24 protein-coding genes are annotated in these 23,933 nt (G+C 70.1%); 14 read left to right on the top strand and 10 right to left on the bottom strand.

From position 1 onward, the window contains the following. Nucleotides 1-43: 43 nt before the first annotated feature. The 4 genes from QTH87_RS15905 to QTH87_RS15920 are packed head-to-tail and all read left to right on the top strand — an operon-like array spanning nt 44 to nt 3,410. Nucleotides 44-817, top strand: coding sequence for a helix-turn-helix transcriptional regulator (locus tag QTH87_RS15905; RefSeq protein ID WP_286610465.1), 774 nt, complete (start codon nt 44-46; stop codon nt 815-817). A 43-nt stretch (nt 818-860) separates the two neighbouring features. After that, nucleotides 861-1,808 carry an EamA family transporter gene (locus QTH87_RS15910; protein ID WP_286610467.1) on the top strand — a complete coding sequence of 316 codons (948 nt, stop codon included), beginning with the start codon at nt 861-863 and terminating at the stop codon, nt 1,806-1,808. Continuing rightward, nucleotides 1,805-2,638 (top strand): amidohydrolase family protein, encoded by an 834-nt coding sequence (locus QTH87_RS15915; RefSeq protein ID WP_286610468.1) that lies wholly within the window; start codon nt 1,805-1,807, stop codon nt 2,636-2,638. Before QTH87_RS15910 ends, QTH87_RS15915 begins: the two co-directional genes overlap by 4 nt. A 25-nt stretch (nt 2,639-2,663) precedes the next feature. Continuing rightward, nucleotides 2,664-3,410: a glycine zipper 2TM domain-containing protein gene (locus tag QTH87_RS15920; RefSeq protein WP_286610470.1), complete on the top strand. Its 747-nt coding sequence runs from the start codon at nt 2,664-2,666 to the stop codon at nt 3,408-3,410. Nucleotides 3,411-3,450: 40 nt separating this feature from the next. Here QTH87_RS15920 and katE read toward each other — a convergent pair whose 3' ends face one another. Further along, nucleotides 3,451-5,631, bottom strand: a complete 2,181-nt coding sequence (gene katE / locus QTH87_RS15925) for a catalase HPII (protein ID WP_286610472.1) — start codon at nt 5,629-5,631, stop codon at nt 3,451-3,453. Nucleotides 5,632-5,682: 51 nt separating this feature from the next. Continuing rightward, nucleotides 5,683-5,829, bottom strand: a complete 147-nt coding sequence (locus QTH87_RS15930; protein WP_286610474.1) for a hypothetical protein — start codon at nt 5,827-5,829, stop codon at nt 5,683-5,685. A 285-nt stretch (nt 5,830-6,114) separates the two neighbouring features. Between QTH87_RS15930 and QTH87_RS15935 the strand changes: the two genes are divergently transcribed. The 4 genes from QTH87_RS15935 (at nt 6,115) to QTH87_RS15950 (ending at nt 8,413) form a co-directional block, all read left to right on the top strand. Further along, nucleotides 6,115-6,930: a transglutaminase-like domain-containing protein gene (locus QTH87_RS15935; RefSeq protein WP_286610475.1), complete on the top strand. Its 816-nt coding sequence runs from the start codon at nt 6,115-6,117 to the stop codon at nt 6,928-6,930. A gap of 83 nt (nt 6,931-7,013) precedes the next feature. Further along, nucleotides 7,014-7,208, top strand: a complete 195-nt coding sequence (locus QTH87_RS15940) for a hypothetical protein (RefSeq protein ID WP_286610477.1) — start codon at nt 7,014-7,016, stop codon at nt 7,206-7,208. Then, complete coding sequence (locus QTH87_RS15945; RefSeq protein WP_286610478.1) at nt 7,205-7,720, top strand: CinA family protein; 516 nt, start codon at nt 7,205-7,207, stop codon at nt 7,718-7,720. The genes QTH87_RS15940 and QTH87_RS15945 overlap by 4 nt, the downstream gene beginning before the upstream one ends. Nucleotides 7,721-7,786: 66 nt before the next feature. Further along, nucleotides 7,787-8,413: a hypothetical protein gene (locus QTH87_RS15950; RefSeq protein WP_286610480.1), complete on the top strand. Its 627-nt coding sequence runs from the start codon at nt 7,787-7,789 to the stop codon at nt 8,411-8,413. Between the two features lie 30 nt (nt 8,414-8,443). Here QTH87_RS15950 and QTH87_RS15955 read toward each other — a convergent pair whose 3' ends face one another. Further along, complete coding sequence (locus QTH87_RS15955; RefSeq protein WP_286610482.1) at nt 8,444-8,860, bottom strand: PaaI family thioesterase; 417 nt, start codon at nt 8,858-8,860, stop codon at nt 8,444-8,446. 112 nt (nt 8,861-8,972) lie between these two features. On the opposite strand from QTH87_RS15955, the gene blaOXA reads away from it, so the two are divergent. From blaOXA to QTH87_RS15975, 4 genes are all read left to right on the top strand, one after another. Beyond that, entirely contained in the window at nt 8,973-9,836 is an 864-nt protein-coding gene (gene blaOXA, locus QTH87_RS15960; protein WP_286610483.1) for a class D beta-lactamase, read from the top strand. Next, nucleotides 9,829-10,269 (top strand): DUF4189 domain-containing protein, encoded by a 441-nt coding sequence (locus QTH87_RS15965; RefSeq protein ID WP_286610485.1) that lies wholly within the window; start codon nt 9,829-9,831, stop codon nt 10,267-10,269. Before blaOXA ends, QTH87_RS15965 begins: the two co-directional genes overlap by 8 nt. Before the next feature lie 123 nt (nt 10,270-10,392). Then, the gene (locus tag QTH87_RS15970; RefSeq protein WP_286610487.1) at nt 10,393-11,970 is read left to right on the top strand and encodes an AMP-binding protein; all 1,578 of its coding nucleotides are present in this window, start codon (nt 10,393-10,395) and stop codon (nt 11,968-11,970) included. Nucleotides 11,971-12,100: 130 nt separating this feature from the next. After that, a complete protein-coding gene (locus QTH87_RS15975; protein ID WP_286610488.1) occupies nt 12,101-12,358 on the top strand; it encodes a hypothetical protein in 258 nt (85 codons plus the stop codon). Nucleotides 12,359-12,389: 31 nt separating this feature from the next. Here the strand turns inward: QTH87_RS15975 and QTH87_RS15980 are convergent, their stop codons facing one another. Then, a complete protein-coding gene (locus QTH87_RS15980; protein WP_286611191.1) occupies nt 12,390-13,073 on the bottom strand; it encodes a hypothetical protein in 684 nt (227 codons plus the stop codon). A 171-nt stretch (nt 13,074-13,244) separates the two neighbouring features. On the opposite strand from QTH87_RS15980, the gene QTH87_RS15985 reads away from it, so the two are divergent. Together QTH87_RS15985 and QTH87_RS15990 are read left to right on the top strand one after the other, a co-directional pair. Continuing rightward, nucleotides 13,245-13,667 (top strand): hypothetical protein, encoded by a 423-nt coding sequence (locus tag QTH87_RS15985; protein WP_286610490.1) that lies wholly within the window; start codon nt 13,245-13,247, stop codon nt 13,665-13,667. A gap of 4 nt (nt 13,668-13,671) precedes the next feature. Continuing rightward, on the top strand, nt 13,672-14,010 hold the full coding sequence (locus tag QTH87_RS15990) for a VOC family protein (protein WP_286610492.1): 339 nt from the start codon (nt 13,672-13,674) through the stop codon (nt 14,008-14,010). A gap of 49 nt (nt 14,011-14,059) precedes the next feature. Here QTH87_RS15990 and ligD read toward each other — a convergent pair whose 3' ends face one another. From ligD to QTH87_RS16020, 6 genes are all read right to left on the bottom strand, one after another. Beyond that, nucleotides 14,060-16,636 carry a DNA ligase D gene (ligD, locus tag QTH87_RS15995; RefSeq protein WP_286610494.1) on the bottom strand — a complete coding sequence of 859 codons (2,577 nt, stop codon included), beginning with the start codon at nt 16,634-16,636 and terminating at the stop codon, nt 14,060-14,062. A 161-nt stretch (nt 16,637-16,797) separates the two neighbouring features. Continuing rightward, entirely contained in the window at nt 16,798-18,843 is a 2,046-nt protein-coding gene (gene paaZ / locus QTH87_RS16000; protein ID WP_286610496.1) for a phenylacetic acid degradation bifunctional protein PaaZ, read from the bottom strand. A gap of 105 nt (nt 18,844-18,948) precedes the next feature. After that, entirely contained in the window at nt 18,949-19,692 is a 744-nt protein-coding gene (locus tag QTH87_RS16005) for an ABC transporter ATP-binding protein (RefSeq protein WP_286610498.1), read from the bottom strand. 58 nt (nt 19,693-19,750) lie between these two features. Continuing rightward, nucleotides 19,751-21,577 carry a branched-chain amino acid ABC transporter ATP-binding protein/permease gene (locus QTH87_RS16010; RefSeq protein WP_286610500.1) on the bottom strand — a complete coding sequence of 609 codons (1,827 nt, stop codon included), beginning with the start codon at nt 21,575-21,577 and terminating at the stop codon, nt 19,751-19,753. Then, a complete protein-coding gene (locus tag QTH87_RS16015) occupies nt 21,574-22,602 on the bottom strand; it encodes a branched-chain amino acid ABC transporter permease (RefSeq protein ID WP_286610502.1) in 1,029 nt (342 codons plus the stop codon). Before QTH87_RS16015 ends, QTH87_RS16010 begins: the two co-directional genes overlap by 4 nt. Before the next feature lie 181 nt (nt 22,603-22,783). Continuing rightward, nucleotides 22,784-23,932, bottom strand: coding sequence for an ABC transporter substrate-binding protein (locus tag QTH87_RS16020; protein WP_286610503.1), 1,149 nt, complete (start codon nt 23,930-23,932; stop codon nt 22,784-22,786). Nucleotide 23,933: the final 1 nt, after the last annotated feature.

Below are 23,933 nucleotides of genomic sequence, written 5' to 3' on the forward strand. Positions count from 1 at the left end.
GCGACTTGCGCTTCGCCGCGGACATCCGTAGCCTCCGCCCTCGATGGCCTACCTGCGCGACGTCGTCTTTCGAAGCCCGCTGCTGCAATGGCAGCGGCTCGCGCTCGGGAGCGCCGATGACTCCTGGAGCCCGGCCTACCAGGTCGAGGCACCGCGCCTGCTGCTGCCGTTCAGCCGCTGCTTCGAATGCCGCATCGGCGACCACGCCTTCAGCTGCGATCCGGCGTCGGCCCTGTGGCTGCGGCCCGGCGAGCCCTACCGCCTGCGCCAGCCCTGGGCGGGCCAGCGCAGCATGCTGCTGATCGTCGATGCCGAGCTCGGTCCGTCGCGCCGGGCACCGCTGCCGCTGTCGGCTCACCTTCAGCTGGCGAACTGGTCGCAGGGGCTCGCGCAGCAGCGGGTCGAGCCCCTTGCGCTCGAAGAAGGACTGCTGGCCCTGGCGCAAGAACTGCTCGCACCCGAGGCGGCCCGGGCCGTGCGACCCCATCGCGCGGTCGAACGGGCGCGCGAGTACATCGCCGCCGAACCACAGCGCGACGACACGCTGGGCGAGATTGCGCACGCCGCGAACTGCTCGGCCTTCCACCTGGCGCGCCGCTTCCGGCAACAGACCGGCCAGAGCCTGCACGGCTTTCGCACCGGGCTGCGCATGACGATGGCGCTCGAGCGGCTGCGCCAGGGCGAACGCCATCTCGCCACGCTGGCGGCCGATCTGGGCTATGCGAGCCACAGCCATTTCGGCGCGGTGTTCCGCCGCCATTTCGGTATCGGGCCGGATCGGATGCGCACGAATCTGGTAGCGCCGCCGCCGCGCTGATCCCAGACTCGCGGCTCGCCCACGCCATGCGGAGCCCTTCGACTTGTACGACCCACGCCTTCTGGCCGGCCTGCTGGCCGGCCTCGCCTCGGCCCTGATCGGCGGCGGCTGGCAGGTGATGACGCGCCACGCCACCACCGGCTCCATCGCGGCCGCCGATCTCGTGATCCTGCGCTATGTCATCCCCAGCCTCGCGCTGTGCCCGCTGCTGCTGCGCCTCGGGTTGCTGCCGCAGCGGCTGCCGCGCCGGCTGCTGCTCGCGATCGTGGCGGGTGCCGGCCTGCCCTTCGGCCTTGCCGCGATGAGCGGCACCCGCTTCGCGCCTGCGGCCCACATGGGCGTGCTGATGGCAGGCGCCTCGCCGCTGTTCGTCGCCGGCCTGGCCTGGGTGCTGTGGCGCGAGCGCCCCGGACGCGGCCGCGGCATCGGGCTGGCCTGCCTGGCCTGCGGCGTCGCCCTGCTCGGCGGCAGCGCACTCGCGGGCGCCGCGCCGGGCGCCTGGCGCGGCGACCTGCTGTTCCTGCTCGCCGCGGCACTGTGGGCGGGCTACACGCTGGCCTTCCGACGCAGCGGTCTCACGGCCTGGCAGGGCGCGGCGCTGGTCAACGGCTGGTCGGCACTGCTGCTCCTGCCATGGCTGGCCTGGCGCGGCGAGGTGCATCTGTTCGACGCGCCGCTGCGCGACCTGGTGTGGCAGGCGCTCTGGCAGGGCCTCGTCGCGGGCCTCCTCGGCCTGTGGCTGATCGGCTTCGCGATCGAGCGCCTGGGTGCAGCGCGGGCTGCCGCCTTCGGCGCTCTGGCGCCGGTGTTCGCGGCGCTCGGCGGCTGGTGGTGGCTCGGCGACCGGCTCAGCGCCCTCGACCTGCTCGCGGTTGCCGCCACGGTCGCCGGGGTCGGGCTCGCGAGCCTCTCGGGCCTCGCGGGCCCTCCCGCCGCACGGCCCGCCGTTGCACACTCCGAGGCATCGACCACCCCGACGCGACCTTCATGAATGTCTTCGACGAACCCAAGATCGACTGCCACAACCACGTCTTCGATCCGAAGCGGTTTCCCTATGCGCCCGACACGCACTACCGCCCCGAAGGCCAGGAGACCGGTTCGGCCGAGCTGTTCCTGGCGGTGATGGCGGCCCATGGCGTGCAGAAGGCGCTGGTGGTCGGTCCCAACTCGGGCTACGGCACCGACCGCAACGAATGCCTGCTCGATGCCATCGCCCGCAGCAGCGGCCGCATGAAGGGCGTGGCCGTGGTCAGCCACGGCATCGGCCTGGATGCGCTTGCGGCGCTCCAGTCGCGGGGCATCGTGGGGGTGGCCTTCAACCCGTCCTTCCTCGGCGTCGACCACTACCTGGGCGCCCGCGAGTTGCTGCGCAAGCTGCGCGAGCTCGGCATGCTGCTGCAGGTGCAGGTCGAGCGCGACCAGCTGCCGGCACTGATGCCGCTGCTGGCCGATGCCGGCCTGCCGCTGCTGATCGACCATTGCGGCAAGCCCGATGCGCAGGCCGGCCTGGCGCAGCCGGGCTTCCAGGCCCTGCTCGCGCTCGGGCGCTCGACCGATGCCTGCGTCAAGCTCTCGGGCTTCGCCAAGTTCTCGGGCCGGTCGCATCCGCACGAGGATGCCTGGCCCTACGTGCGCGCACTGGTGGAGGCCTTCACGCTCGATCGCTGCGTCTGGGGCTCCGACTGGCCCTACCTGCGCGCCACCGAACGCATCGACTACGGCCTACAGCTGAAACTGGTGGCGCAGCTCTTCCCGGACGCCGCGGATCGGCGGAAACTGTTCTGGGAAACACCGCGGCGCCTGCTGGCCTGGCAGGACTGAACCGCGCAGACCCAGGAGATTTGCCATGAGTTCGCCTTCATTCGATTCCGCACCCGCTTCTCCGGCCGCCCCTGCGGCCTCGCGATCCAGCAAGGCCCTGTGGGCGACGGTCGGCGGGCTGGGCGTCGCGGTGGTCGTGCTCGGTGGCGTGCTGCTGAGCCAGCTGGGCCGCAACGAGGCGGCAGCGCCGGCCGTGGTCACGGCACCGGCCGTCGCGGCCGCCGCGACACCGGTGCGTGCGCCCGACGATTTCCGCGCCGATGCCGCACCTCCGGCGGTCGCGGCGCCCGTTCCTTCCGCTTCGCCGGCACCTGCGGTGCGCGCGCCCGAGGTGTTGCCACCGCCGGCGATGGCGCAGAACGGCGCGGTGCCCGCAACCGGCACCAGCGTGGCAGCCGGCGCTGCGCCGGCCCCCGCGCCCGCGCGCATCTGCAGCACGTGCGGCCATGTCGAGACCGTGCGCAGCTTCCAGCGCCAGAAGCCCTCGACCAGCGGTGTCGGCGCGGTGGCGGGCGGCGTGCTCGGCGGGGTTCTCGGCAACCAGATCGGGCATGGCGGCGGACGCACCGCGGCCACGGTGATCGGCGCGGTCGGCGGCGGCTTCGCGGGGAACGAGGTCGAGAAGCGGACCCAGACCGTGACGGTCTACGAGGTCGGCGTGCGCATGCAGGATGGGTCGCTGCGACATGTCGAGACCGCAACCGCGCCGCCGATCGGCAAGCCGGTCACGCTCAACGGCAACGTGCTGAAGCCGGCCGACGGCCGCAAGTAGGAACTGGGCTGACCGCCCGGACGCCCCGACGCCCAGGCACTCAGGCCGGCACCGCGTCGATGCCGGACCGGTCCCAGTGCCGATGCCGGGCGATTGCGGCAACGAAGTCGTGCGCGATCTGCGTCGCTGCGCTGGCATCGCCGAGATTGGTGACGGGCGTCGCCGCCACCACCACGCCGGCCGGCGCGGCCTTGGGATCGTTGCCGACACCGAGCGAGGCCAACAGCTGCACCCCCTCGCCCACGGCGCAGATCGCCTTGCAATGCTTGAAGGCTTCCAGCACGAAATGCACCGCATCGCCATTGGCCGCCAGCGCCTTGGCGCTCTCCGCGCCGGCCGGCAGCAGCACGGCGTCGAAGGCCACCGAGGGCGTGTTGACGAAAGTGACGTCGACCTCGAGCTGGCGCTTCGAGGCGCTGGCCACCGTGCCGAGCCGGGCCGCCACCACCTTGCACTGCGCGCCGGCCTGTTCGAGCGCCTCGCGGATCGGCTTCAGCGCGGCGGAATCGACGCCGTCGGCCATGAGGATCGCGATCTTGCGGGTCTTGATCGAGCCGTCGCCGCTCTCGGCCATGCTGAGCGCGCGCGATTCGTCGATCGGCATCGCGTCGCGACGTTCGCGAAAGCCCGCTCGTCCGGCCGCGGCCTTGGCGTCCGGCTCGTTGATGCCGAGTGCCTCGGCCACCCGGCGCGCCAGCTTCTCGTCCACGTGCGCGAGGTTGTCGACCATGCGCTGGCGCACCGCGGGCAGCTCGACCTTCGACAGCTCGAATCGGAAGGCGGCCACGATGTGTTCCTTCTCGGGCACGCTCTGGCTGTTGAAGAAGAGGCGCGCCTGCGTGAAGTGATCGTCGAAGCTGGGGCTGCGCCGCCGCACCTTGGGCGGATCGATCTCCTCGGGGAATGACTGGAAGCCGGCGCTGCCGCCGTCGACCCGGAACTCCTTGCCCTCGCCGAGCGAATTGGGCTCGTAGGCCACCTGGCCCCGCGCGATGGACTGGCGGTGCATGCCGTCGCGCTGGAAGTTGTGGAAGGGGCAGACGGCCTTGTTGATCGGCAGCTCGTGGAAGTTGGCGCCGCCCAGACGCGAGATCTGCGTGTCGGTGTAGCTGAACAGGCGGCCCTGCAGCAGCGGATCGTTCGAGAAGTCGATGCCCGGGACCACGTGCCCCGGATGGAAGGCCACCTGCTCGGTCTCGGCGAAGAAGTTGTCGGGGTTGCGGTTCAGCACCATGCGGCCGATGCGCTGCACCGGCACCATCTCCTCGGGGATCAACTTGGTCGGATCGAGCAGGTCGAAGCCGAAGGCATGCTCCTTCTCGGGCGGCACGATCTGCACGCCGAGTTCCCATTCGGGGAAGTTGCCCGCCTCGATGGCGTCCCACAGGTCGCGCCGGTGGAAGTCGGCATCCTTGCCCGCGAGCTTCTGCGCCTCGTCCCAGGCCAGGCTGTGGATGCCCAGCTTGGGCTTCCAGTGGAACTTCACGAAGTGGCTCTCGCCGCGCGCATTGACGAAGCGGAAGGTGTGGACGCCGAAGCCCTCCATCATCCGCAGGCTGCGCGGAATGGCACGGTCCGACATGGCCCACATCAGCATGTGGGTGGTCTCGGGCATCAGCGAGGCGAAGTCCCAGAAGGTGTCGTGGGCACTCGCGGCCTGCGGCATCTCGTTGTGCGGCTCGGGCTTGACCGCGTGGATCAGGTCCGGGAACTTCATCGCGTCCTGGATGAAGAACACCGGGATGTTGTTGCCCACCAGGTCGTAGTTGCCCTGCTGCGTATAGAACTTGACCGCGAAGCCCCGCACGTCGCGCACCGTGTCGGCCGAGCCGCGCGAACCCGCGACGGTCGAGAAGCGCACGAAAACGGGCGTGCGCACCGCCGGGTCCTGCAGGAACGATGCGCAGGTGAACTGCGACATCGACTTGTAGACCTCGAAGTAGCCGTGGGCGGCCGAACCCCGCGCGTGCACCACGCGCTCGGGGATGCGCTCGTGGTCGAAGTGCGTGATCTTCTCGCGCAGGATGAAATCCTCGAGCAGCGACGGCCCGCGCACGCCCGCCTTCAGCGAGTTGTGGTTGTCGGGTATCTGCAGGCCCTGGTTGGTGGTGAGCGGCGCGACCGTGTCCGTCGTCGAGGCGGCGAGCTGCTCCTGCTTGGCCTGGGCAGGATCGCCCACCTTCGACCGGCGATTGGCGCCGGCCTTGTTCTGCTGTGTCATCGGGGATCCTTGGAAAAATGCGAAACGCGGCCCGTTCGGCGCCGCGGCGCCTCAACCGGCGTCGGTTTCGAGGAAGAGGTCGAGCGCATTGACCAGCGCGTAGAGGGCCAGCACCGCGGCGGCCGAGGCAATGGCCCACAGCATGGCGTCATCCATCCAGCTGCTGCCGAAGGTGCCGAGCAATGACGAGGCTTCCATGATCTGCTCCAGGAAAGAAGAAGGGGCCGAGAGGGAATGCGAGGGGGCGAAACGCCTATGAACGAGCTTAGGCGGCTTGACGCGCCGCGCCCGTAGTGGGCACTCGTGCCCCACTGTCGGTGCGCAAAGGCGCCGGGGGTAGGACCGCACCGACGGCCGCGCCGCGCCCGCCTACGTGCAGTCGCGCCGGGCACCGCGCCCGCGCGCGCGAGGCATCGATAGCATCGTCCGGATCGAGGCGGCACCGAACGTGCTTAACCCGCACTCTCTCTCCCAAAGGCCCCCATGTTCATCAAAATCGGTTTCGACATCGAACTCGGGGTGACCGCACCGACCGCGCTCATCTACATGCTGCAGGTGCACCCCTCGCGGGCCGCCGACGTTCAGGGCCAGGGAGAGATGCTCACCATCAGCCCGCCCCTGCGCACCGACCACTACACCGACGCCTTCCAGAACCATTGCGCCCGGGTGGAGATTCCGGTCGGCGTGAGCCGCGTGCGGCTGCGCAACGAGGCCGTGGTGTTCGACAGCGGCTGGCCCGACCCGGTTTCGCACGGTGCCTTCGAGCATGCGCCGGCCGACCTGCCGACCGACACGCTGCAGTTCCTGCTGCCCAGTCGCTACTGCGAGGTCGACAGCGAACTGCTGCAGTTCGCATGGTCCCGATTCGCCGGCGTGCCGCCGGGCTGGCAGCGCGTGCAGGCGATCTGCGACTTCGTCCACCAGCACCTGCGCTTCGACTACCAGAACGCCCGCGCCACGCGCACCGCGCTCGAGGGCTATCGCGAGCGCACGGGCGTCTGCCGCGATTTCACCCATCTCGCGATCACGCTGTGCCGCTGCATGAACATCCCCGCGCGCTACGTCACGGGCTACCTGGGCGACATCGGCATCCCGCCGGTGCCCTATCCGATGGACTTCAGCGCCTGGTTCGAGGTTTACCTGGGCGACCGCTGGCACACCTTCGATGCGCGCCACAACACGCCGCGCATCGGGCGCGTGGTGATCGCGCGCGGGCGCGATGCTGCCGACGTGCCGATCACGATGGTGTTCGGCGCCAACACGCTCGAACGCTTCGAGGTGACGACCGACGAGGTGTGAGCTCGGGCCGGCCGAAAGCCGCGGCGACGCGCCCGCGAGGCGCTACATTTGCCGCCATGCGTTTTCCACCCACCCTCTGCCTCATGCTCGCAGCCGTCGCGCTGGCCGGTTGCACCGCGCGCACCGCGCCCCGCGTCACCATGCTCGGAGACGGCGTGCTGGTGTCTCCGACCGAGCAGGAGGCCGAGGCCTACTGCCGCAACTTCGGCGCGCCGATGCGTTTCCTCGACGAGAAGCCGGCTGGCTCCCCAGGCCCCTACCGATACCGCTGCGATTGAGCGCCGCGCCCGAACTTCCTTCGCTGGCCGAGCTGGCCGCCCGCGTGGCGAACCGCCTGCGCGAGCGCGGCGAGACCGTCGCGCTGGTCGAGTCGTCGGCCGGCGGCCTCGCCTCGGCCGCGCTGCTGGCAATCGCAGGTGCCTCGGCCTACTTTCGCGGCGGCGCGGTGGTCTACACGCGCCGCTCCGCGCGCGCGCTGCTCGGGCTGACGGCCGCCGACACCCTCGGCATGCGCGCCGAGACCGAGCCCTACGCGCTGCTGGTCGCGGGGCGCATCCGCGACAGCCACCGCGCCAGCTGGGGCCTGGCGGAAAGCGGCGCGGCGGGACCCTCGGGCAGCCCCTACGGCGATGCGCCCGGCCATGTCTGCGTCGCGGTGGTCGGTGTCGAGAGCCGCAGCCGCACCATCGAGACCGCCAGCCCCGATCGCCCGGCCAACATGGACCGGTTCGCACGGCAGTTGCTGCTGCTGTTCGATGAAACGCTGGCGACGCAGCCGCCGTCCGCATGATTCCCTGCAACGGCCGACGCCCTTGCGCGCCGGTATATATTGATTGAAGCAACGGAGAGATCACGAATGGCCCATCGCCGCGACACACGAACCACCGCCCCGGCATCGCCGCAACGCCGCCGCATGGCCGGCGCCATGGCTGCGATCCTGCTCGGCGCCACCTCGCTGGGCGCGGTGGCGGCCGCCGAACCCTACGTGGTGCTGGTCGACGGCGAGAACCGCCAGGCGCTGCTCAACACCATGGCCGAGGCGCTCCGGCAGTCCGGCAACTACAAGGTCCGGATGCTGGCGCAGCAACCCGGCTGGGTCGAAGAGGCGATGGACCTCGCGCTGCAGAACCCGACCCTCGTGGTGGCGCACGTCGGCATGCTGCCGGACGGCAGGAGCATCGACCAGGACGCGCAGGAAAGGCTGCTGCGCAGCATGTTCGACATGAACGAGCAGTCGCCCAGGACGCGCTTTCTGCTCTGGAACGCCGCCTTCGACAAGATCGGTGCAGCCCAGGCCCAGGCGCAGATCCAGGCCGCCGCCGTGCGCATCATGAAGGCCGACGGCTTTCCGGCCAGCGCCGCGGCGCCGCTGGGCGCGCGCATCCAGGTGATGGTGCTGCCGAAGCGCCTGGACGAGACCTCCGACGGCTCGGCGATGGGCCCGTTCACCAACGGGGTGGCGAAGGCGGTCGCCCGGCGCTAAGCCAGGCCGGGCCCGACCCGGCGCGGCGCCTCAGGCGGGCGCGGCCTCGACCGGCACCAGGATCGCGCTGCCGGTCGCGACCAGCTTTTCTGCTGCGTCGCCCTCACCCACGGCAAACAGCTCGGCGCTCGCGAACACCTGCTTGCGGCCGGCCTTCACGACCCGCCCGCGCGCCACGAAGCTGCGTCCCACGGCGGGCGACATGCAGTTGACCGAGAAGTGCGAGGCCAGCACACGACCCGCGACCGTCGCGGCCGCGAAGCCGCAGACGGTGTCGAGCAGGCCGGCCGTCAGGCCCGCATGCAGGAAGCCCGCGTACTGGCCCATGTCTTCGGCGCGCCATCGCAGGCGCAGCTCGGCCTCGCCGTCCTGCGCACGCGTGACCTCGAAGCCGGCCCAGCGATTGAAGCTGGCGCTGCCGTTGATGGCCTGGATCGTCTCGAGCATGGCTGCCTCCGGATGTGAATGGAAGCCCACTGTAGGAAGGCTGCGCGGCACATCCGGTCGCGAACGGGACGCGCCGTCGCAGAGGAGACGCCGCACCTAGAATCGGCGGCGTATGACCACTCGGCGTTGCGTGCTCCGGGCTTCCGCGCCCCTGATCCTTTCCGGCCTTCTTGCACCGGCTTCCCTCTCCTCCATCGCACATGCGGCCGATCCGCAGCCGGCCCGGCCACTGCAATCGCGCGCCGACTGGGCGAGCTGGTTCGCCGACGCCGGCGTCGATGGCACGGTGCTCGTGGTCGATCAGCGCACCCGCGCACCGGCCCGCTGGGTCCACGGGGAGGCCCGTGCGCAGCAGCGCCATTCGCCGGCATCGACCTTCAAGCTGCCGCACAGCCTGTTCGCGCTCGACGCGGGCCTTCTGCGCGACGAATTCCAGGTCGTGCCATGGGACGGCGTCAAGCGCGGCGTGGCGGCCTGGAACCAGGACCAGAACCTGCGCTCGGCGATGCGCAACTCGACCGTCTGGGTCTACCAGGGCTTCGCGCGCCAGCTCGGCGAAGCGCGCGAGCGCGACTACCTGCGCCGCATCGGCTACGGCAACGAGGACCCGACCGGCGCCGACCCCTTCTGGGTGGACGGCCGGCTCGCGATCTCCGCGGCCGAGCAGATCGGCTTCCTCGAGCGGCTCTACCGCAACCAGCTGCCGTTCAGTGTCGAGCACCAGCGGCTGCTCAAGGACGTGATGGTCATCGAGGCCGGCCGCGACTGGATCCTGCGCGCCAAGAGCGGCTGGAGCGGCAAGGTCGGCTGGTGGGTCGGCTGGGTCGAGTGGCCGGACGGGCCGGTCTTCTTCGCGCTCAACATCGACACACCCAACCGCATGGCCGACATCCCGAAGCGCGACGCGCTCGCGCGCCGCGTGCTGCAGTCGATCGCCGCGCTGCCGGCTGCCGCCTTCGATCGCAGCAATGGCTGAGACCCGTTGGACGCGCTCACCGCTGCCGTTCCGGACGGGCCCGCGGCCGACTCTTCTTGCGCTGGCTGTGAGCATCGGCCTCGCCGGCGTCGGCGCCGATGCCGCGCCTGCGTCTGCGCCGAGCTGGGGAGCCATTGCCACGCAGGCGCCGGACCAACGCTACGGCTACGCCTTCGACCACGCCACGCGCGAGGCGGCGGAGCGAGCGGCCCGTACCCAGTGCGAACGTGCGGTCGGCCGCGCAGGCAGTTGCGAGGTGCGGACCTTCTTCGACCGTTCCTGCGGCGCGGTCGCCAAGGGCAACCATGGCGAGTGGGCCACGGCCACGGCCGCCACCTCGGCCGCCGCCGGCCGCGAGGCGGCGGCGCAGTGCGACCGCTTCCTGCCGACCGAGCCGTGCAAGGTGGTGGTCAGCGTCTGTTCGCAGCGCTGAGACTGCAGGCGGAGCGCGATCGGCACCGCGTTCTCCCCATGGACGCCGGCCGGCGCTGCGCGTAATGTGCGCCGACACGGGCAGCGGCCTCGACGCCTCGCCCCAGAACGAAGGAGGACGCAGATGACGAGCCAGGCGCAACGCATCATCGAAGGCCCGGCACTTGCCGCACCACTGCCGCGCATGACGGTGCCCGACTTCATCCGCACCCGACTGCGCCAGCGCCCCGACGTGGTCGCGCTGGTCGACGGCACGAGCGGCCGCGAGATGACTTCGGCCGCCCTCGACCACGCCATCGGGCGCTTCGCGGCCGGCCTGGCGGCCCATGGCTTCGGGCCCGGCAGCGTGCTTCTGCTGTTCGCACCCAACTCGATCGAATGGCCCATCGCCGCGCTCGGCGCGATGGCGGCCGGGGGCGTGGTGAGCGGCGCCAACCCGATGTACGGCGCGGCCGACCTCGCGCACCAGATGCGTGATGCCAACGCGCATTTCGTGTTCACGGCGGCGCCACTGCTGGCCACGGCGCAGGAAGCCGCGGCGCAGGCCGGCGGCGCCACCATCGTGGTGCTGGGCGAGGCAGGCGACGCGCTGGATTTCGCATCGCTGATGGCCTGCGCCGATGCCGAACCCTCGCCGGCCACCGACCCCGACGCGCTCGCGGCGCTGCCCTATTCATCGGGCACGACCGGCGTGGCGAAGGGCGTGATGCTCACGCATGCCACCATCGTCGCCAACGTGAGCCAGTACCTGGAGGCCTACGACCTCAAGCAGGACGACGTGACACTGGCCTTCCTGCCGATGTTCCACATCTTCGGCTTCACCATCATCACGCTCAGCGGGCTGGCCGCCGGTTGCAAGATCGTCACGGTGCCGCGCTTCGAGCCCGAGGGCTTTCTGCGCGCGATCCAGACCCACCGCGTGACGCGGCTGGGGGTGGTGCCGCCCGTGATGCAGTTCCTCGCCATGCACCCGCTGGTCGACAAGTTCGATCTCACGTCGCTGCGCATCATCGGCTGCGGCGCGGCACCGCTGGGCGCGGCGGTCGAGCGCAAGGTGGCCGAGCGCCTGAACTGCCAGGTGTTGCAGGGCTTCGGCATGACCGAATCCTCGGGCTGCGTCACCGTGTCGCGCACGCTGCACATCCGCTCGGGGTCGAGCGGCCAGCTGCTTCCCGGCACGCAGGCCCGCATGGTCGATCCCGCGACCGGCGCCGATGCCGCGCCGGGCCAGCCCGGCGAGCTCTGGTTCCGCGGACCGCAGGCCTTCAAGGGCTATCTGAACCAGGCAGCGGCCACCGCCGCCACCATCACCGCCGATGGCTGGGTGCGCACCGGCGACCTCGGCACGATCGACGAGGACGGCTTCCTCACCATCACCGACCGGCTCAAGGAGCTCATCAAGGTCAAGGGCTTCCAGGTCGCGCCCGCCGAGCTCGAAGCCCTGCTGTTCACGCATCCGCAGGTGGCCGACGCCGCCGTGATCGGCCGCGCGGACGAGCGCGCGGGCGAGCTGCCGGTGGCCTACGTGGTGGCGCGCGGCGCCCTCGACCCGGCGGCGCTCAAGGCCTGGGTGGCCGAGCGCGTGGTGGCCTACAAGGCGCTCGGCGACGTCGTGCTGTGCGAGGCCATCCCCAAGACCGCGGCCGGCAAGATCCTGCGCCGCGTGCTGCGCCAACAGGACGCCGAGCTCACGCGCGGCTGAGCCTCACCGACGTCTGTGCACACCCGGCGCCTGTCAGGCCTGGCACGCGGGCCAGGCGGGGCCGTGACTGACAGCCACCTTGCGTGGGCGATGCGAACATGGGTTCATCTCAAACAAGCAGTTCCTACCGATGAACAAGACCCTGATCGCACTCGCCACTTCCTTCGCCCTGCTCGCCGCGGGCACCGCCACCGCGCAGGTCGGCAAGGCCGCATCCGAAGCGACCGATTCGGCCAAGCACAAGATCGACGAGAAGCGTGCCGACAGCGAAGCGAAGAAGAGCGGGCCGGTCGGCAAGGCCGTGAACAACGTGAAGTCCGGCTACCACAAGAACCGCTCGAAGGCATCGGCCGACAAGGCCAAGCAGTCGCTGAAGAACGCGGGCTGAGACCGGGCGCCCGGCACGGATTGCCGGTTCGCTACGGACTCTGACGCGAGGCGGTCCAGCGGCCGCATGCAGGGTCGACCGTCTCGCGCGCACCATCGATCCTGACCTGCTCCTCTTCGAGCCTTGCTGCCGTTTCGGCATCCACATCGAAGTCGATGCCCAGCGCCCGCGCCACATCGGGCTGCTCGATCGGCAGTTCCCAGGTCAGGAACACCTGGGTGCAATCGCTGCCCGGCGCGAAGTCGGACGGATCGAAGACGCTCGCATCCTGCCGGACCACCGCATGCGGCTGCGCCGTGTCGAACAGCACGGCGCAACCGCGTACCAGCGGCATCCGCTGACCGGTGCCAGGGAAATGCAGGACCAGGCCCTTGGCTTCGCTCACGAACAGATTGCAGAAGGCAGAGGCGCCATACTGCGCGCCGTCGTGGTGGTAGCGGGCGCCGCGACAGGCCATGAGCGCGACCTCGCTGGACTCGAGCAGGCCGGCGGGCAGCCCCAGCGAGCGGGTCCAGTCGGCCATCGACTGGACGCAACGCCGATGGTCGGGCCATCGCATGCGCGAGCGCGCGAGCGACAGGGGCTCGACGTCGCCCGGCTCCAGCGCCAACCGCGTCGAGACCTCGCGCTCCCAGTCGGCAATCACTCGCAGCGGCGGCGAAGGCGTATCCAGCGTTGCCGTCAGCACCTTCGCGCCCACGCTGCGGCTGCGCATGGCGTCGCCGCTCAGGAAAAAGGAAGTCAGCACGGCTTGAAGGTCGTATTCATGTGCGAATTGTGCGATGCCCAGCCCCAACGAAGGGTTGCGAGGGGCCGGTAGCGGCCACGCCCTGTGACAAAATGTGTCCCGCGCTGCGGCACTGACCGGCGGACGCAAGGGCATCAAATGAATACTCGACATTCGGACACCGGCGCGCAGACCGTCGCTGCGAACGAGCGCGAACGCGACAAGCTCGAGCTGCAGACGCGGCCGCGCAATCTTCCTGCCTTCTCGGTCGAGCTTCGGGCGCCGATGGGCTTCGAGTTCAAGGTCGGCCAGCGCTTCGCGCTTGACCTGCCGGGCATCGAGCGGCAGCTCGAATCGCCGACGCTCGACGTGCCGCTCAAGTCCGCCGACGGGTCCGAGGTACGGGCGGTGCCGGCAGCGACCCAGCGCAAGGTGCTGCTGCGTGCCCACTACAGCGGCGCCACGGTCAACGTGCTCGTGATCGCGGTATCTCCGACACCGATTTCCGCCGGCAATCGCGATGCGGTCTGGAAGGAAGCGGCCGCCACGGCCCGCGTGGTGTTCGGCAACGCCGGCCCTTGATGCCATGGCCCTGACGCCGCTGCTGCGCTGCGCCGACATCGGGCAGACCCGTGACTTCTACGCCAGGGTGCTGGGTTTCGCGGTCGCCGATTCGGCGCAAGGCACGCTGACGGTCGAGCTTCACGGCAGCCGGATCGTCTTCACCGCCGGCGATCTCTGGAAGTCCGATCCGACCCTCTCCGGCACCCTCTACATCACGGTGCCGGACGTCGACGGCTACCATGCGGCCGTCACGGCGCTGGTGCCGCTGGCCTGGCCGCTGCAGGACATGCCCTATGGCTCGCGCGAGTTCGGCGTCGCCGACTGCAACGGCTATCTGCTGGCGTTCCAGCAGCAGGCCTGACATCCACCCATCGAATCGAACTGACCACGCAGGCAGGCGACGCCCCCGGTCAATCAGCCTCGTAGCCCAGCTTGCGCATCGCCGGCCCCAGCGCCTTGCGGCTCTGCTCGAAGCCCTCCCACGGCGCATTGCCGATGTCGACGCGCTCGCCTATGTTGCGCACGTTCCATTGCGACGCACTGCGCAGTTCGGCGAGTTCGTCCCAGGCCAGCGGTACCGAGACGCCGAGCCCCGGCCGCGAACGGGCCGACCAGGCGGCCACGGTGGTGGCGCCGAATCCGTTGCGCAGGTAGTCGACGAAGATCTTGCCGACCCGGTTGCGCGGCCCGCTCTTGGCGACGAAGCGCTCGGGGATGGTGGCGGCCAGGTGCTGCACCACGGCCTGGGAGAAGCCCTTCACCTCGTCCCAGCCGTATTGCCGCCTGAAGGGCACGAGCACGTGCAGGCCCTTGCCACCACTGGTCTTGAGGAAGGACGGCAGGCCCAGTTCATCGAGCAGGGTGCGCACCAGCATCGTGGCTTCGAGCATGCGCGGCCATGCGACGCCCTCGCCGGGATCGAGGTCGAAGGTCATGCGGTCGGGCGTGCCGATCGCCTTGGACGTCGCGTTCCAGGTGTGGAACTCGATCACGTTCATCTGCGCCGCCGACAGCAGCCCGCGCACCACGTCGATCTGCAGCAGCGGATCGTGCGCGGGGTCGAGCGCGGGATCGAGCAGCTTGACGCCCTCGAGCTCGTTCCTGTTGGCGTGCTTCTGGAAGAACAGCTCGCCGCCGATGCCCTCGGGCGCTCGCACCAGCGAGACCGGCCGGCCCTTCAGGTGCGGCAGCATGAGCGCGCCGACCTGGTCGTAGAAGGCCACGAGCTCGCCCTTGGTGATGCCGCTCTGGTCGTCGATCACGCGATCGGCATGGGTGATGCGCAGGTCCATGGGCTTCTTCGCTCCTCGGGGTGGTGAGTCGACTGCCGCGACGGGGCCTGCAGCCTCGGCGGCAGGCGGTGGCTGCGGCTCGTCGCGCGTGATCGTCTTCGCGGGCTTGTCGCTGCGAAGGCCCTGGAACACCGAATGGCGGATGCGGCCGTCACGTGTCCATTCGCCGAAGGACACCTCGCACACCAGCACCGGCTTCACCCACTGCGCCTTCACGCCCGCGGGCCGCGTCTCGAACGGGCACTCGTCGCTGGCTTTCGCATCGAGCCGCGTCTTGATATCGGCCAGCCGGCTCTCGTCGAAGCCGGTGCCGACGTTGCCGCAGTAGAGCAGCCGGCCCTGTGCGTCGTGCACGCCGAGCAGCAGCGAACCGAAGGCCGAGCGCGTGCCCTTGGGCGCGGTGTAGCCGCCGATGACGAACTCCTGCCGGCGCTGGTTCTTGAGCTTGATCCAGTCGGGCGAGCGACGAGAGACATAGACCGATCCGAGCCGCTTGCCGACGATGCCCTCGAAGCCCAGCTTCGCCGACGAGGCCAGCAGGTCGCGCGGCGCCGATTCGAAGGCCTCGCTGAGCCGCAGCGATGCCGGTGGCCGGCGCGTGAGCAGCTGTGCGAGCCGGGCCCGGCGCTGCTCGACCGGCAGCGTGCGCAGGTCCTCGCCGTCGAGGAAGGGTGCATCGAACAGCCAGTAGACGATCGATCCGGTGGCGCCGCTGTCGAAGGCGTTCTGCAGTGCCTGGAAATCGGGCGCGCCGTCGGTGCCCTGCACCACGATCTCGCCGTCGAGCCAGGCCGACTTCGTGCCGAGCTTCGCGAGCGCATCGGCCAGATGCGGCAGCTTCGCGGTCCAGTCGTGGCCGTTGCGCGTGATGCACTGCACCCGCGCGCCATCGATGCGGGCCAGCAACCGGTAGCCGTCGAACTTGAGCTCGTAGAGCCAGTCGCCGGGCGTGGCCGGCGGCGCGGTGGCGAGCGTTGCGAGCTGTGGCGGCAGCGCGGCGGGCAGCGGAGCCTTCTTGCCGACGGCCTTGACGGTGGTCTTGATGGCGGACTTGGCGACCTTGCCGGCCGGCGACTTCTTCGCCGCGGCTTTCGCGCGTGCCCCGGTGGCGGCCGGATCGTCGTCCACGCCGCGTCCGCTCAGCACGCTGTCGGGCTCGGCCTCGACCACGTCGTAGTCCGCGAGCCTGCGCGCCTCGCCGTCGCGCTCCTTGATCAGCAGCCAGGGCTGCTGCCGCTCTCCCTTGCCGCGCATGCGCACGAGCGTCCAGTGGCCTCGGAGCTTGTCGCCGCGCAGTTCGAACTTGAGCTTGCCTTCGGCCAAGGCAGCGCGCGCATCGCCCTCGGCCGCCCACTGGCCGCGGTCCCAGACGATGACCGTGCCGGCGCCGTACTGCTTCGGCGGGATCGTGCCCTCGAAGTTCGCGTACGAGATCGGGTGGTCTTCCACCTGCACCGCCATGCGCTTGACGCTGGGATCGAGGCAAGGGCCCTTGGGCACCGCCCAGCTCCTGAGGGTGCCGTCGAGCTCGAGCCGGAAGTCGTAATGCAGATGGCTGGCATGGTGCTTCTGCACCACGAACGACAGCGCACCCGGCGCCGACCGGCCGCCCGTGCGCGGCTCGGGCGTCTTCTTGAAGTCGCGCTTGCCGTGGTACGGCGCCAGGGCTTCGCGCGAGCGGGTGGCTGCGGGCATCGGTGACCTCCAGGCAGGCACGATAGGGCCCGACACCCGCCCGACCTGTAGGAACGCGCGCCGAAGCGGCGGATCAGGCCGGCGCCGGGCCGCCCCAAGGCGGCCTGCGGCCCCCTCGGGGGGCAGCGACCCACACACAGTGGGGGAGCGTGGGGGCCATATCAGCCCTTCTTCGCGACCAGCGTCAGGATGTCGTAGCTCGCGACCAGCTCGCCGTCCTGGTTCGTGACCTCGACGTCCCAGGCCACCACGCCCTGGCCGACGCCGTTGGCGTCCTTCTTGTTGCGGTCGATCTTGCGCTTGCAGGTCAGGCGCGCGCGGATCGTGTCGCCGATGCCCACGGGCTTCACGAAGCGCAGCGTGTCGAGGCCGTAGTTCGCCAGCACCGGACCGGGCGCCGGCGAGACGAACAGACCGGCCGCGGCCGACAGCACGAAGTAGCCGTGCGCGATGCGCTTGCCGAACGGGCTCTCCTTGGCGGCGATCTCGTCGAAGTGCATGTAGAAGTAGTCGCCCGAGATGCCGCCGAAGGCCACGATGTCGGCCTCGCCGACGGTGCGGCGGTGCGTCAGCAACGAATCGCCGATCTGCAGATCCTCGAAGTGCTTGCGGAACGGGTGCAGCTCGGATTCGTTGAGCTTCGCGCCGCGCATGTATTCGCCCGTGACCGCGGCGATCATGCTCGGCGAGCCCTGCAGCGCGGCGCGCTGCAGGTAGTGCTTGACCGCGCGCAGGCCACCGAGCTCCTCGCCGCCACCGGCGCGGCCCGGCCCGCCATGCTTGAGGAAAGGCAGCGGCGAGCCGTGGCCGGTCGATTCGGCCGCGGCCTCGCGGTCGAGCACCAGCATGCGGCCGTGGTGGGCGGCGGCGATCGGGATCGCGTGCGCGGCGGTCGCCGGGTCCTTGGTGACCAGCGTGCCGACCAGGCTGCCGCGGCCGCGCGCGGCCAGCGCCAGCGCCTCGTCGAGGCCGTCGTAGGCCATCAGCGTGCTGACCGGCCCGAAGGCCTCGATGTCGTGCACCGCGTCGTTGGTGAGCGGGTCGCGCGCAAGCAGCAGCGTGGGCGAGAAGAAGGCGCCATCGGCCACGCCCTCGCCCTGCGGCGCGAAACCGTCGCGCTCGCCGTAGACCAGCTCGGCACCCTGCATCAGCTGGCGCACGCGGTCGGCCACGTCGGCCTGCTGTGCATGCGAGGCCAGCGCGCCCATGCGAACGTCCTCGCGCGACGGGTCGCCGATGACGGTCTTCCTGAGCCGTGCGCTGAGCCGCTCGGCCACCGCATCGATGTGCTGGCGCGGCACGATGGCACGCCGGATCGCGGTGCACTTCTGGCCCGACTTGACGGTCATCTCGCGCGCCACTTCCTTCACGAAGAGGTCGAACTCCTCGTCGTCCGGCGTGACGTCGGGCGCCAGGATCGCGCAGTTGAGCGAATCGGCCTCGGCGTTGAACGGGATCGACTGGCGCACGATGTTGGGATGCACGCGCAGCTTGGCCGCGGTGTCCGCCGAACCGGTAAAGGTGACGACATCCATGCCGTCGAGCCGGTCGAGCAGGTCGCCGGTGCTGCCGATCACGAGCTGCAGGCTGCCTTCGGGCAGCAGGCCCGAGCGGTGCATGAGGCGCACCAGCGCCTCGGTCAGGTAGCTGGTCGAGGTGGCCGGCTTGCCGATGCAGGGCATGCCCGCGAGGAAGCTCGGCGCCCACTTCTCGAGCAGGCCCCAGACCGGAAAGTTGAAGGCGTTGATGTGGACCGCGACGCCGCGCCGCGGCACCAGGATGTGGGTGCCCGCGAAGCCGCCCTTCTTGCCGAGCGGCATCGCCGGGCCTTCGTGCACCAGGTTGCCCGAGGGCAGCTCGTTGCCGCCGATGCCGGCATAGGCGGCCAGCGTGCCGGCCCCGCCCTCGATGTCGACCCAGCTGTCGGCACGCGTGGCGCCGGTGTGGGCCGAGACCGCATACAGCTCCTCCTTGTGCTCGGCCAGGTACTTGGCGAGCGCACGCAGGCGCGCCGCGCGCTGCTGGAAGTCCATCGCGAGCAGGTTCGAGAGGCCCACCGTGCGCGCATGGTGCAGCGCCTCGCCGAAGTCGATCGCCTCGGCATGGGTGCTGGCCACCGCACGGCCGTTGACAGCGCTGCGCAACAGCGTGGCAGCTTCGGCGCCGAGCCAGCGGCCGCCGATGAAGCTTTGAAGGATCTGGGTCATGACGTTCTCCATGAAGGAAGGTGAGAGGCCGGTGCCGGGCCGCACCAAGGCGGCCTGCGGCCCCCTGGAGGGGCAGCGACTACACGAAGCGAATGCGCGTGGGGTTCATGCCGCGACAGCGTTCTTGTTGCCGAGGCCGAGGTAGGTATCGATGATCCGGCGGTCGTGCAGCAGGGCCTGGGCCTCGCCGCTCAGCGCGACCGCGCCGGTCTCCAGCACGTAGGCGCGGTCGGCCACCTGCAGCGCGGCGCGCGCGTTCTGCTCGACCAGCAGCACCGAGACGCCATGGCTGCGCAGCTGCGACACCACGTTCAGCACCTCGCGCACGATCAGCGGCGCCAGGCCCAGCGAGGGCTCGTCGAGCATCAGCAGGCGCGGACGCGCCATCAGCGCACGGCCGATGGCGAGCATCTGCCGCTCGCCGCCCGACAGCGTGTTCGCGAGCTGCGCGCGCCGTTCCTTCAGGCGCGGGAAGATCGCGAACACCTCTTCCATGCGCTCCTTCTGGTCGCGCTTGCCCGTCCGCCAGCGGTAGAAGCCGCCGAGCAGCAGGTTGTCCTCGACCGGCATCTCGCCGAACAGCTCGCGCCGCTCGGGCACCAGTGCAACGCCGCGCGCCACCATCGCCTCGACGCTGGGGCGCGCAATGCGCTCGCCACCCAGCACCAGGCTGCCGCTCGACGGCAGCAGACCCATGGCCGCACACAGCAGCGTGGTCTTGCCGGCACCGTTGGGGCCGATGACCGTGACGATCTCGCCTTCGTCGACCCGCAGGGCGACACCGTGCACGGCCTCGACCGCGCCGTAGGCGACGCTGAAGTCATTCAGTTCGAAGAGTGGTGAAGTCATAGAGATACCTCCGTGCTGCGCATTGCGGTGCGAGCGCCTTCGGGCGGCCGGGCGGCGCTCATGCGGCCGCCACGATCGGTTCGTCGCTGCCGCCCAGGTAGGCGTCCAGCACACGGGGATTGGATTGCACCTGGGCCGGCGTGCCCTCGGCGATGACGGCGCCGAACTCGAGCACCGTGATGCGGTCGGCCAGGTTCATGACGAATTCCATGTCGTGCTCGACCACCAGGATGCCGAGGCCTTCGGCGCGCAGTTGCGACAGCAGCGTCGCGAGCGCCTGCTTCTCGAGGTGGCGCAGGCCCGCGGCCGGCTCGTCCAGCAGCAGCGCGGCCGGCTGGCCCGCGAGCGCGCGCGCGATCTCGACCACGCGCTGCTGGCCCAGCGCCAGCGAGGCGGCCGGTGCGTCGGCATGCTCGCCGAGGCCACAGCGTTCGATCTGGCGTCGCGCCTCGGCCAGCAGCGCGGCCTCCTCGGCGCGGTCCAGGCGCAGCATCGAGGCCAGCCAGCCGCGATGGGCGCGACGATGCGCGCCGAGCGCCACGTTCTCGAGCACGCTGCGGGTGCCGAGCAGTCGCACGTGCTGGAAGGTACGGCCCAGGCCGCGCGCCGCGAAATCGCGCGAGGGTCGGCCCGTCATCGGCTCGCCGAGCAGCCGCACCTGGCCTTCGGTCGGATCGTCGACGCCCGAGATCATGTTGAAGAAGGTGCTCTTGCCGGCCCCGTTGGGGCCGATCAGCGCATGCACCTCGCCGGCCTTGAGCGTCATCGCGACCGCGTTGTTGGCGACCAGGCCGCCGAAGCGCTTGGTCACCCGGTCGGCCTCGAGCAGCAGTTCGCCGGTCGGCGGCAGGGTGCGGCTGTCGAGCGTCGCCACCGCCTTCGCCGGCTTCACGGGGTCGGGCTTGAGGAAGCGCCCGCTCACGCGCGCCAGCGTCGGCCACAGGCCGTCGGCGAAACGCTGCAGCACGAACAGCATCAGGAGGCCGAAGACGATGACCTCGAAGTTGCCGCTGGCACCGAGCAGCTTGGGCAGGATGTCCTGCAGCTGCTCCTTGACCAGCGTGATCAGCGTGGCACCGAGCACCGCGCCCCACAGATGGCCCGAGCCGCCGACCACCGCCATGAACAGGTACTCGATGCCGATGTTGAGGTTGAAGGGCGTCGGGTTCACGAAGCGCTGCAGGTGCGCGTAGAGCCAGCCGGAGACCGCCGCCAGCAGCGCCGCGAGCACGAACACCTTGATCCGATAGCGGGCCGTGTCCACGCCCATCGACTCCGCCATCACGCGGCCCGACTTGAGCGCGCGCACGGCGCGGCCTTCGCGCGAGTCGAGCAGGTTGTGCAGCGCCCACAGCGCGAGCAGCAGCACCGCCCAGATCAGCGGGCCGAGCGCGCGCGGCGAGGCCAGCGAGACGCCGAAGATCGTCAGCGCCGGCACGCCCGTGATGCCGGTCTGGCCGCCGAGGAACTCGAGGTTGCCGAACAGGAAGTACAGGCTCAGGCCCCAGGCGATGGTGCACAGCGGCAGGTAGTGGCCCGAGAGCTTGAGCGTGATCGCGCCGAGGCTCCATGCGATGACGAAGGTCAGCACCAGGCCGAACAGCAGACCGACCCAGGGCAGCAGCGCGGGCGGCACGACGGCGCCGAGCGCCGCGGTGGCGACCGGCGAGGTGCAGACCCAGGCCGTCGCATAGGCGCCGACCGCGACGAAGGCGGCCTGGCCGAAGGAGGTCATGCCGCCGACGCCCGTGAGCATCACGAGCCCGGCCGCGACCAGCGAATAGAGCGCGATGTAGCTGAACAGCGTGACGGTGAATTCGGGCAGCCAAGGCCAGGCCAGGGCGAGCGCGGCGATGCAGAGGAGGGTGAGGTGGCGACGGGTCATTCCTCGTCCTCCACGTGACGGCTGCGAAGCGAACGCCACCACAGAACCGGAATGATCAAGGTGAACACCAGCACTTCCTTGAAAGCGCTGGCCCAGAAGGATGAGAAGGCCTCGAGCTGGCCCACGAGCAGCGCGCCGAGCAGCGCGATCGGATAGCTGCCGAGGCCACCCACGATGGCGGCCACGAAGCCCTTGAGGCCGATCAGGAAGCCGGTGTCGTAGTACACCGTGGTCAGCGGCGCGATCAGCAGCCCCGAGACCGCGCCGATCAGCGCCGCGAGCGCGAAGCTCAGGTCGCCCGAAAGATCGGTCGGAATGCCCATCAGGCGCGCACCGACACGGTTCATCGCGGTGGCGCGCAGCGCCTTGCCGACGATCGAGCGCTCGAAGAACAGGAACATCAGCACGACGAGCACGAAGGCCACGCCGATCACGACAAGCGACTGGCCGCTGACCGGCACGCCGCCGATATCGAAGCGCGCTTCCGAGAAGGCCGGCGTGCGCGAGCCCTCGGCGCCGAAGAACAGCAGGCCGAGGCCGACCAGCACCCCGTGCAGCGCCACCGAGACGATCAGCAGGATCAGCACCGTGGCATTGGCCAGCGGGCGGTAGGCCAGCCGGTACAGCAGCGGGCCGAGCGGCGTGATCAGGACCACGGTGGTGATGGCCTGCAGCGCGAGCGAGCTCGGCCGCAGCCCCAGCACCATGCCGGCGGCGAGCGCGGGAAAGGCCAGCGTCCAGACCAGCGTGGACTTCCAGTCGACCGTGGCGCCGCGCTTCCAGCGCCAGCCTTCCACCACCAGCGTGATCGCGGCCAGCGCCACCAGCAGCCACAGCGTTGCGGGCACGCGCCCGGTCGTCAGCGCCGCCATCGACAGCGCGCCGAAGGCAACCAGCTCGCCCTGCGGGATGAAGATCACCCGCGTGACGGAAAAAACCAGCACCAGCGCCAGCGCCATCAGTCCGTAGACCGCGCCGTTCACCAGGCCGTCCTGCCCCAACAACAGGGCGATCTGCAAGTCCATGGAGGCTTCTTTGTTATGAGATGAGAAGTCGATCAATCCAACCAGCCGCCGCGCGCCACGTGGCCCGCGAAGCGTGGCCCCTTCGGGAAACACCGCGGAACCGGCTTTGCCGGGCCGCTGGTGTTGCCCCCTCGAGGGGGAAGTGGGCTACGCGAAGTGAGCCCACATCGGGGGGGAGCCTTTACTGCGGGATGTATTTCCAGGCACCGTTCTCGATCTTGACCATCACGCGGCCGCGCTGGTCCAGCCCCAGGTGGTCGTTCGGCGTCATGTTGAACACGCCGTGCGCACCGGGCAGTTCCTTGACCTGCTCGAGCGCGTCGCGCAGCGCGGCGCGGAACTCGGGCGTGCCCGGTTGCGCCTTCTTGAGAGCCACCGGCACCGCGGCGGTCATCAGCAGGCCGGTGTCCCAGGCGTGGGCGCCGAAGGTCGAGACCGAGCCCTTGCCGTTGGCCGCCTCGTAGGCGCTGACATACGCGAGCGCGGACTTCTTCACGGGGTTGCTGGCCGGCAGCTGCTCGGCCACCAGCACCGGGCCGGCCGGCAGGAAGGTGCCTTCGACGTCCTTGCCACCCACGCGCAGGAAGTCGGCGTTGGCGACGCCGTGGGTCTGGTAGATCTTGCCGGTGTAGCCGCGCTCCTTGAGGCTCTTCTGCGGCAGCGCGGCGGGCGTGCCCGAACCCGCGATCAGCACCGCATCGGGCTTGGCCGACATCATCTTGAGCGTCTGGCCCGTGACCGAGGTGTCGGTGCGCGAATAGCGCTCGTTGGCGACGATCTGCAGCTTCTTCAGGTCGGCGGCCTTGCTGAATTCCTGGAACCAGCCTTCGCCATACGCGTCCGAGAAGCCGACGAAGCCGACGGTCTTCACGCCGTTGGCCGCCATGTGCTCGGCGATCGCGAGCGACATCATGATGTCGTTCTGCGGCGTCTTGAAGATCCACTTCTTCTTGGCGTCCATCGGCTCGATGATGCGCGCGGAAGCGGCCATCGAGATCACCGGCGTCTGGTTCTCGGCCGCGACGTCGATCATCGCGAGCGAGTTCGGCGTGGTGGTCGAGCCCAGGATGATGTCGACCTTGTTCTCGGAGATCAGCTTGCGCGTGTTGTTGACGGCCGCGGTGGTGTCGCTGGCGTCGTCGAGCACGATGTAGTTGACCTTCTGGCCGCCGATGGTCTTGGGCATCAGCGCGATGGTGTTCTTCTCGGGAATGCCGAGCGAGGCGGCCGGGCCGGTGGCCGACACGGTGACGCCGACGTTGATGTCGGCCTGGGCCAGCGCGGAAGCCAGCAGCAGCGCTGCGAGGGCAATGGGTTTGAGAAGCTTCATT

The organism is Variovorax jilinensis (assembly GCF_030316885.1).
GTDB classification, from domain to species: Bacteria; Pseudomonadota; Gammaproteobacteria; order Burkholderiales; family Burkholderiaceae_C; genus Variovorax; species Variovorax jilinensis.

Excerpts from the sequence above, each read along its gene's own strand:
- QTH87_RS15905 (WP_286610465.1), top strand. The coding sequence starts at position 44 with ATGGCCTACCTGCGCGACGTCGTCTTTCGAAGCCCGCTGCTGCAATGG.
- QTH87_RS15915 (WP_286610468.1), top strand. The coding sequence starts at position 1,805 with ATGAATGTCTTCGACGAACCCAAGATCGACTGCCACAACCACGTCTTC.
- QTH87_RS15920 (WP_286610470.1), top strand. The coding sequence starts at position 2,664 with ATGAGTTCGCCTTCATTCGATTCCGCACCCGCTTCTCCGGCCGCCCCT.
- katE (WP_286610472.1), bottom strand. The coding sequence starts at position 5,631 with ATGACACAGCAGAACAAGGCCGGCGCCAATCGCCGGTCGAAGGTGGGC.
- QTH87_RS15930 (WP_286610474.1), bottom strand. The coding sequence starts at position 5,829 with ATGGAAGCCTCGTCATTGCTCGGCACCTTCGGCAGCAGCTGGATGGAT.
- QTH87_RS15935 (WP_286610475.1), top strand. The coding sequence starts at position 6,115 with ATGTTCATCAAAATCGGTTTCGACATCGAACTCGGGGTGACCGCACCG.
- QTH87_RS15940 (WP_286610477.1), top strand. The coding sequence starts at position 7,014 with ATGCTCGCAGCCGTCGCGCTGGCCGGTTGCACCGCGCGCACCGCGCCC.
- QTH87_RS15950 (WP_286610480.1), top strand. The coding sequence starts at position 7,787 with ATGGCCCATCGCCGCGACACACGAACCACCGCCCCGGCATCGCCGCAA.
- QTH87_RS15955 (WP_286610482.1), bottom strand. The coding sequence starts at position 8,860 with ATGCTCGAGACGATCCAGGCCATCAACGGCAGCGCCAGCTTCAATCGC.
- blaOXA (WP_286610483.1), top strand. The coding sequence starts at position 8,973 with ATGACCACTCGGCGTTGCGTGCTCCGGGCTTCCGCGCCCCTGATCCTT.
- QTH87_RS15965 (WP_286610485.1), top strand. The coding sequence starts at position 9,829 with ATGGCTGAGACCCGTTGGACGCGCTCACCGCTGCCGTTCCGGACGGGC.
- QTH87_RS15970 (WP_286610487.1), top strand. The coding sequence starts at position 10,393 with ATGACGAGCCAGGCGCAACGCATCATCGAAGGCCCGGCACTTGCCGCA.
- QTH87_RS15975 (WP_286610488.1), top strand. The coding sequence starts at position 12,101 with ATGAACAAGACCCTGATCGCACTCGCCACTTCCTTCGCCCTGCTCGCC.
- QTH87_RS15980 (WP_286611191.1), bottom strand. The coding sequence starts at position 13,073 with ATGCGCAGCCGCAGCGTGGGCGCGAAGGTGCTGACGGCAACGCTGGAT.
- QTH87_RS15985 (WP_286610490.1), top strand. The coding sequence starts at position 13,245 with ATGAATACTCGACATTCGGACACCGGCGCGCAGACCGTCGCTGCGAAC.
- QTH87_RS15990 (WP_286610492.1), top strand. The coding sequence starts at position 13,672 with ATGGCCCTGACGCCGCTGCTGCGCTGCGCCGACATCGGGCAGACCCGT.
- ligD (WP_286610494.1), bottom strand. The coding sequence starts at position 16,636 with ATGCCCGCAGCCACCCGCTCGCGCGAAGCCCTGGCGCCGTACCACGGC.
- paaZ (WP_286610496.1), bottom strand. The coding sequence starts at position 18,843 with ATGACCCAGATCCTTCAAAGCTTCATCGGCGGCCGCTGGCTCGGCGCC.
- QTH87_RS16005 (WP_286610498.1), bottom strand. The coding sequence starts at position 19,692 with ATGACTTCACCACTCTTCGAACTGAATGACTTCAGCGTCGCCTACGGC.
- QTH87_RS16010 (WP_286610500.1), bottom strand. The coding sequence starts at position 21,577 with ATGACCCGTCGCCACCTCACCCTCCTCTGCATCGCCGCGCTCGCCCTG.
- QTH87_RS16015 (WP_286610502.1), bottom strand. The coding sequence starts at position 22,602 with ATGGACTTGCAGATCGCCCTGTTGTTGGGGCAGGACGGCCTGGTGAAC.
- QTH87_RS16020 (WP_286610503.1), bottom strand. The coding sequence starts at position 23,932 with ATGAAGCTTCTCAAACCCATTGCCCTCGCAGCGCTGCTGCTGGCTTCC.